Annotated in this window: 7 protein-coding genes; 2 read left to right on the forward strand and 5 right to left on the reverse strand. The window is 62.9% G+C overall.

What is annotated here, in order from left to right:
- Positions 1–24: 24 nt before the first annotated feature.
- Both NKJ00_RS28000 and NKJ00_RS28005 read left to right on the forward strand, forming a co-directional pair.
- Positions 25–846: a DUF72 domain-containing protein gene (locus NKJ00_RS28000; RefSeq protein ID WP_023813004.1), complete on the forward strand. Its 822-nt coding sequence runs from the start codon at positions 25–27 to the stop codon at positions 844–846.
- Between the two features lie 115 nt (positions 847–961).
- Positions 962–2,113: a GGDEF domain-containing protein gene (locus tag NKJ00_RS28005; RefSeq protein ID WP_023813005.1), complete on the forward strand. Its 1,152-nt coding sequence runs from the start codon at positions 962–964 to the stop codon at positions 2,111–2,113.
- 138 nt (positions 2,114–2,251) lie between these two features.
- Here the strand turns inward: NKJ00_RS28005 and NKJ00_RS28010 are convergent, their stop codons facing one another.
- From NKJ00_RS28010 to urtB, 5 genes are all read right to left on the reverse strand, one after another.
- A complete protein-coding gene (locus NKJ00_RS28010; protein WP_023759335.1) occupies positions 2,252–2,428 on the reverse strand; it encodes a hypothetical protein in 177 nt (58 codons plus the stop codon).
- Between the two features lie 267 nt (positions 2,429–2,695).
- Positions 2,696–3,391, reverse strand: coding sequence for an urea ABC transporter ATP-binding subunit UrtE (urtE, locus tag NKJ00_RS28015; protein ID WP_352632030.1), 696 nt, complete (start codon positions 3,389–3,391; stop codon positions 2,696–2,698).
- Between the two features lie 69 nt (positions 3,392–3,460).
- A complete protein-coding gene (urtD, locus tag NKJ00_RS28020; RefSeq protein WP_352632032.1) occupies positions 3,461–4,207 on the reverse strand; it encodes an urea ABC transporter ATP-binding protein UrtD in 747 nt (248 codons plus the stop codon).
- 6 nt (positions 4,208–4,213) lie between these two features.
- Entirely contained in the window at positions 4,214–5,446 is a 1,233-nt protein-coding gene (gene urtC / locus NKJ00_RS28025; protein ID WP_352632034.1) for an urea ABC transporter permease subunit UrtC, read from the reverse strand.
- A complete protein-coding gene (gene urtB, locus NKJ00_RS28030) occupies positions 5,443–7,059 on the reverse strand; it encodes an urea ABC transporter permease subunit UrtB (RefSeq protein ID WP_352632036.1) in 1,617 nt (538 codons plus the stop codon). Before urtB ends, urtC begins: the two co-directional genes overlap by 4 nt.
- Positions 7,060–7,188 lie beyond the last annotated feature (129 nt).

Below are 7,188 nucleotides of genomic sequence, written 5' to 3' on the forward strand. Positions count from 1 at the left end.
TTTTTCAGCACTGGGAGGATGACAATGAGCACATCGGGAACAATCCGCGCCGGCATGGGCGGCTGGACCTTCGAGCCCTGGGATACGTCCTTCTATCCCGACAAGCTTCCCAAGGCCAAGCAGCTGAACTACGCCACTCGCCAGGTGCCGAGCATCGAGGTCAACGGCACTTACTATTCCAGCTTCAAGGAGCCGACCTTCGTTAAATGGGCCAACGAGGCGCCGGACGGTTTCGTGTACTCGCTAAAGGGCAACCGCTTCGTCACCAACCGGCGCGTGCTCGGCGAGGCCGGCGAATCGATGATGCGCTTCCTCGGCTCGGGTGTTGCCGCGCTCGGTGAAAAGCTCGGGCCGATCCTGTGGCAGTTCGCGCCGACCAAGAAATTCGATCCGGACGATTTCGAAGCCTTTTTGAAACTGCTGCCGGAAAAGCAGGACGGCGTTGGGCTGCGCCATGCGCTCGAAGTCCGCAACGACAGTTTTGTCGTGCCGGAATTCGCAGCACTTGCCCGAAAATACAAGGCCGCGATCGTTTACGCCGACCATGCCAAATATCCCGACATCGCCGATGTCACCGGTGATTTCGTCTACGCCCGGCTGCAGACCGGCAGCGATGACAATCCCGACTGCTACACGCCGAAAGGCCTCGATGAATGGGCCGCGCGGGTAAAGATTTGGGCGCAAGGCAAGCAGCCGGCCGACCTGCGGCGCGCCGACCCCGCCACCGATGCGCCGGTCAAGCCGCGCGACGTGTTCGTCTACTTCATCACCGAGGGCAAGGTGCGCGCGCCGTTCGGCGCCATGGCACTGATGAAGCGAGTGGACCAGGGTCAGCCGGTGCCCTGACGCAGCGGAATCATGGCATCTTCGCTACCGTCGTAACCTTATCGATACCTCCTTGCTGCATGAATCCAGCCGAACCAGTCGCAGATTTGGGCCGCCGCGGGCAAGGACGAGGGGCATGTCGCTCGACTACACTTCACTTCTGCTGGCTGTCGGTTTTTCCGCTGCCTGCCTGAGCCTGACATTGTTTGGCATGTGGCTGACCGCTCGCTCGGAGAAATTCCTGCTGACATGGGCGATCAGTCTGGTGTTCGTGGTCGGCGATATTTTTGTCTATGACGCCTATATCGATATGCCCGGGCGCCTGCTCGGCATCGCCACGCTGGCTTTCCTCCTGCTCGGTTTCTCGACAATGCTGGGCGCGGCCTACCAGTTCAGAACCGGCGGCTCGCCAGTGCCGCGAACGGTGCTTGGCAGCGCCATTTCGCTGGCCGTGACGTTGCCTCCGATGGCTCTAGGCTATGACGGGCTGGGCTTCATGTTCGAAAATGCCTTCGCCGCCTTGCTTCTGTTCGCAACGGCGGTCGAATACTGGAAAGGCCGCGACGAAGCCCCTGCCCTGACGATCGGTATCACCGCGCTCTATTCCGCCACGGCCGCATCCTTCGCTCTCTGCGCCATGGTTCTAGCCTTGGATGGAAAGCTGGTCCTTGGACATGCGCCAAGCAACTGGGCCGAGGAACTGAGCCTCATCATCGTCATCGCCAGCATGACCGGGATCGGGGCGCTTTCCCTGGCCCTGAACCAGGGACGTCTGGCCCGGCATCACCGCCACAATGCCCTGACCGACCCGCTGACCGGCCTGCTCAACCGCCGCGCCCTGTTCGACCTGCACGGCGATGCGCCGGTCGGCGCCTTCACGGCGGTGGTCGTCTTCGATCTCGACAACTTCAAGGCCGTCAACGACGAATTCGGCCACGCCGCCGGCGATGAGGTGCTGAAGGTGTTCGCACGGGAACTCGCCGGCAATCTCCGCCCGGGCGACGTCGCCGCGCGCATGGGCGGCGAGGAATTCGCGCTGGTGCTGAAGCGGACCTTGCCCGAAACGGTGGAGGCCACCGCCGAGGCCATACGGACAGCTTTTGCCGCGCACCGCATCGAAACCGAGACAGGCTCGCTGATATGCACGGTCAGTGCCGGATTTGCTTTCGGCACCAAGGAAGGTCTCGGCTTCGACAAGGTGCTCAATACCGCCGACAAGGCGCTCTACGACGCCAAGCGCGGTGGCCGCAACCGCGTCACCGCCTCTCCGTTCAGGCGCGCAGGCTGATCGCGCATCTGTGGCAGGCACGATCACGATGAGCGGTGCGACTTCCAGAGCATTTCACCGTTTCAAGGAAACGGCGAGCTGCTCTAACCCTGATGCAATTGTCCAGGGAAAGCGCTTCGCACTTTTCCCAGAATTGCTCTACGCCGCCATCACGATTTCATTGAATGCATCCAGGTCGACATAGAAGACCTTGGTGATCTCCTCGATCAGGTCGTCATGGCCGTAGCCTTGGGACTTCAAGATGTTGATGGCAGTGATGATATCGACGCGCTCGGTAAGCCGCCGCTTCTGGTAGTCCTCGACGTAACGTTCCATGGCTGTCCCTTAGCCTGTGTGCCCAAACGCGTTGAACGACAAAGATCGCAGGAGAGAAGCTAGGAAGCCTTGCTTGCGTGAGACTTGCCGGTGATAGCCGCGGCTCGATCTGCGATAAACCAGACTGGTACGGAAGCGGCCGACTCACAAAAGCCTAGGAAAAGACTAGCACGCAGTTGCCGATGCACCAGAGACGCTGATGCAGGGCCGGAGAAATATTGGACTTGGCAAGGACTTCGGATCGTCAACTGAAGTGCGGCGGCGATTCTACACCGTCAGGAACTTCCGGACATCGGCACGGTCCAGATCTTCCGCCGGACCGGTATGGACGATCACGCCCCGGTCCATGATGTTGACCTCGTCGGCGAGTTCGCGGCAGAAATCGAGATATTGTTCGACCACAAGCACGGCGATGCCGGCTTGGTCGCGCAGGTAGCGGATGGCGCGGCCGATGTCCTTGATGATCGACGGCTGGATGCCTTCGGTCGGCTCGTCGAGCACCAGCAGCTTCGGCCGCATCACCAATGCCCTGCCGATGGCGAGCTGCTGCTGCTGGCCGCCGGAAAGATCGCCACCGCGACGGCCGAGCATCTGCTTCAGCACCGGGAACAATTCGAAGACATGCGCCGGAATGTTGCGGTCGGCCCGTTTCAGCGGCGCAAAGCCTGATTCCAGGTTCTCCCGCACGGTGAGCAGCGGAAAGACCTCCCTGCCCTGCGGTACGAATGCGATGCCCGACCGGGCGCGGTCATACGCCGCGCTCCGGTCGAGCGCCTTCCCCTCGAAGGCAACGCTTCCGCTCGTCAGCCGGTGATGGCCGACGATCGATCTCATCAAACTGGTCTTGCCGACGCCATTGCGGCCGAGCACGCAGGTGATCTTGCCGGCGCCTGCCTTCAGCGACACGCCGCGCAGCGCCTGGGCGGCGCCGTAGTGCAGCGTGGCATTAGAAACTTCGAGCATGTCAGCGCCTTTTCCACAACCGCAGGAACGACAGATCGAAGTGATGGAATTGCACCCGCCAGACCATGCTCATCTCCCCAGATAGACTTCGACGACACGCTCGTCGGCCGACACAAAATCGAGTGTGCCCTCACTCAGCACCGAGCCCTCATGCAGGCAGGTGACCTTGACGCCGAGCTCGCGCACGAAATGCATGTCGTGCTCGACGACGATGACCGAATGGTCGCGGGCAATATCCTTGAGCAGCCGCGCGGTTTCCTCGGTCTCGGCATCGGTCATGCCGGCGACCGGTTCGTCGACCAGAAGCAGTTTCGGGTCCTGCGCCAAGAGCATGCCGATCTCGAGCCACTGCTTTTGCCCATGGCTCAGATTGGCCGCCAGTTCGTCACGCTTGTCGCCAAGCCGGATGATGCCGAGGATATCATCGATCTGCCGCGTCTCGGCGGCCGAGCGGCGATGGAACAGCGCCGGAAAGATCGAGCGCGGCCCCTTCAGCGCCAGCATCAGGTTTTCCTCGATCGTGTGGCTTTCGAACACGGTCGGCTTCTGAAACTTGCGGCCGATACCCATCATGGCGATCTCGGCCTCATCATGCTTGGTCAGATCGACCTCGCCGTCGAAGAACACGTCGCCTTCGTCGGGCCGCGTCTTGCCGGTGACGATGTCCATCATCGTCGTCTTGCCGGCGCCGTTGGGGCCGATGATGGCGCGCATCTCGCCCTTGTCGAGCACCAGCGACAGATTGTTGATGGCGCGAAAGCCGTCGAAGGAGACCGAGACGCCGTCGAGATAAAGGATCGTGTTCGATTTTGACATGGTCGCTCACTCCGCCGGCTGCGGCTCGGGGTTGCTGGCGGACCAGTCGCCGGGCTTTCTCGCCTCGCTGCGAACGATTTTCGCCGGCGGCGGGACGTCGGGGTCGCTACCGGCTTCCTCGGCGACGGAAGCTGCCCGCAACGCCCTGGCGTTGCCGCGCCAGCTGTCCCACATGCCGATAATGCCCTTGGGCAGCAAAAGCGTGACGGCGACGAACAGCCCGCCCAAGGCAAACAGCCAGAATTCCGGCAGCACGCCGGTGAACCAAGATTTGCCGGCATTGACCAGCAACGCACCGATGATCGGCCCGACAATGGTGCCTCGCCCGCCGACAGCCGCCCAGACGACGACTTCAATCGAATTGGCCGGCTCGAACTCGCCCGGATTGATGATGCCGACCTGCGGCACGTAGAGCGCGCCGGCTATGCCGGCCATGACGGCCGAGACGGTGAAGGCGAACAGTTTTACGTTCTCCGCCCGCCAGCCGAGGAAGCGCGTGCGGCTCTCGGCATCGCGCACAGCCATCAGGAGCTTGCCGTATTTGGAGCCGACGATCGCCCAGGTGACAAAGACGGCTAGCGCGAGCATCACGGCGCTGGCGGCAAACAGCGCCGAGCGCGTCGCGTCGGCCTGCACGTTGAAGCCGAGAATATCCTTGAAATCGGTCAGGCCGTTGTTGCCGCCGAACCCCATGTCGTTGCGAAAAAAGGCAAGCAGCAGCGCGTACGTCATCGCCTGGGTGATGATCGAGAGATAAACGCCGGTGACGCGGCTGCGGAAAGCGAACCAGCCAAAGACGAAAGCGAGCAGGCCGGGCACCGCGAGCACCATGAGGCCGGCGAACCAGAAATGGTCGAAACCGTACCAGAACCAGGGCAATTCCTTGTAGTTCAGGAACACCATGAAGTCGGGCAAGATGGGATTGCCGTAGACGCCGCGTGAGCCGATCTGGCGCATCAGATACATGCCCATCGCATAGCCGCCGAGCGCGAAGAAGGCGCCGTGACCGAGCGAGAGTATGCCGCAATAGCCCCAGACAAGATCGAGCGCCAAGGCGAGCAGCGCATAACAAAGATATTTGCCGGTGAGCGCGACGATGTAGGATGGGACGTAGAAGGCGCTGGTGGGAGACACCGCAAGGTTGAGCAGCGGCACAATGACGGCCACCGCCAGCAGGATGAAGATCGTGATGGCGACGCGGCGGTCCGCGCCGGCGGCAAAGAAGCGTCCCGTGATCATGCTTCCACCGCCCTGCCCTTGAGCGCGAACAGGCCGCGCGGGCGCTTCTGGATGAACAGGATGATCAGCACCAGCACGACGATCTTGCCGAGCACCGCGCCCGCATAGGGCTCGAGAAACTTGTTGACGATGCCAAGCGAGAAGGCGCCGACCAGCGTGCCCCACAGATTGCCGACGCCGCCGAAGACAACGACCATGAAGCTGTCGATGATGTAGCCGCGACCGAGATTGGGCGAGACGTTGTCGATCTGGCTGAGCGCGACACCGGCAATGCCTGCAATGCCGGAGCCGAGCGCGAAAGTCAGCGCGTCGACCCAAGGCGTCCTGATGCCCATCGAGGCGGCCATGCGCCGGTTGGCGGTGACGGCGCGCATCTGCAGGCCCCAGGGCGTGCGCTTCATCACGTAGAGCAGGATGCCGAAGACAGCGAGCGCGAAAACCAGGATCCACAGGCGGTTCCAGGTGATCGCCAACTGTCCGACATTGAACGAGCCCGACATCCACGAGGGGTTGCCCACCTCCTGGTTGGTTGGCCCGAAGATCGAACGCACCGCTTGCTGCAGGATCAGCGAGACGCCCCAAGTCGCCAGCAGTGTTTCCAGCGGCCGGCCATAGAGGAAACGGATGACGCCGCGCTCGATGATCAGGCCAACCAGGGCCGCGACGAGGAAAGCCAGCGGCAGCGCAATGACCAGCGACCAGTCGAACAGGCCGGGAAAGGAGGTGCGGATCACCTGCTGGACGACGAAGGTCGTGTAGGCGCCGAGCATGACCATCTCGCCATGCGCCATGTTGATGACGCCCATGACGCCGAAGGTGATGGCAAGGCCGATTGCCGCCAGCAGCAGCACCGAGCCCAGCGAGATGCCGTACCAGATGTTCTGCCCGGCATCCCAGAAGGCCAGCGTCGAATTGATGTTGGCGATTGCGGTCGTCGCCGCTTGCTTGACCGCGTCGGTGGATTTCGCCTCGACCGAGGTGAGCAGGGAAACCGCATCGCGGTCGCCACGCGCGCCGATCAGGGCAATTGCAGCGAGCTTGTCGGCTTCAGGCCGGTCGGAGACCAGAACGGAGGCGGCACGAGCCTGTTCGAGCAGCGCCTTGACGCTGGCCACGGTCTCACTGGCGATTGCCGTGTCGAGCGGTCCGATGTTTGCGGCGTCGGGCGTCTTGAACATGGTGTCGGCGGCGGCAATGCGCACGGCCGGATCCTTGGCGCCAAGCGTCAGCGTGCCCAACGCATCTCGGATGACGCGACGCAGCGTGTTGTTGACCTTGACCTTGGTGATGCCGTCCTTGGCCGCCTCGCCCGATGCCTCGCCGCTCAACGGGTCGGAAAGCTGGACGCTTTCGCCCGCTTCCTTGCCGACAAACACCAGGGAATCAGCCTTGCGGACATACAGGTTGCCGTCGGCAAGTGCCGCAAGCGGCCGCTCTACAGCCGGATCGCCGGCGGCAGCCAGTTCGTGGACGACGGCTCCGATCTCGGAAAAGCCCTTGGCCGTGGCGAATTTGGCGATGATGCCGCGCAGATCGGCTTGGCCGGCGCCCGAAGACGACAGCGTCGCCAGCAGGAACAACAGCGTCAAACCAATCGTACGAAACAGGTTCATCGGTTTCTGGTAACCCCTGAAGGTTGAAGTGGGCGTCGGGGGGGGGGGGGGGGGGCGCGGGCGGCGGGCGGGGGGGGGTGGGGAGGCGGCGGGGGGGGAGGTGTTGGGGGGATGGGGCCGCCCCGGCCG

The organism is Mesorhizobium sp. M0227 (genome assembly GCF_040321855.1).
Lineage (GTDB): Bacteria > Pseudomonadota > Alphaproteobacteria > Rhizobiales > Rhizobiaceae > Mesorhizobium.

What these genes read in the sequence shown, in the direction of transcription:
- NKJ00_RS28000 (WP_023813004.1), top strand. Translation starts at nt 25, where the DNA reads ATGAGCACATCGGGAACAATCCGCGCCGGCATGGGCGGCTGGACCTTC.
- NKJ00_RS28005 (WP_023813005.1), top strand. Translation starts at nt 962, where the DNA reads ATGTCGCTCGACTACACTTCACTTCTGCTGGCTGTCGGTTTTTCCGCT.
- NKJ00_RS28010 (WP_023759335.1), bottom strand. Translation starts at nt 2,428, where the DNA reads ATGGAACGTTACGTCGAGGACTACCAGAAGCGGCGGCTTACCGAGCGC.
- urtE (WP_352632030.1), bottom strand. Translation starts at nt 3,391, where the DNA reads ATGCTCGAAGTTTCTAATGCCACGCTGCACTACGGCGCCGCCCAGGCG.
- urtD (WP_352632032.1), bottom strand. Translation starts at nt 4,207, where the DNA reads ATGTCAAAATCGAACACGATCCTTTATCTCGACGGCGTCTCGGTCTCC.
- urtC (WP_352632034.1), bottom strand. Translation starts at nt 5,446, where the DNA reads ATGATCACGGGACGCTTCTTTGCCGCCGGCGCGGACCGCCGCGTCGCC.
- urtB (WP_352632036.1), bottom strand. Translation starts at nt 7,059, where the DNA reads ATGAACCTGTTTCGTACGATTGGTTTGACGCTGTTGTTCCTGCTGGCG.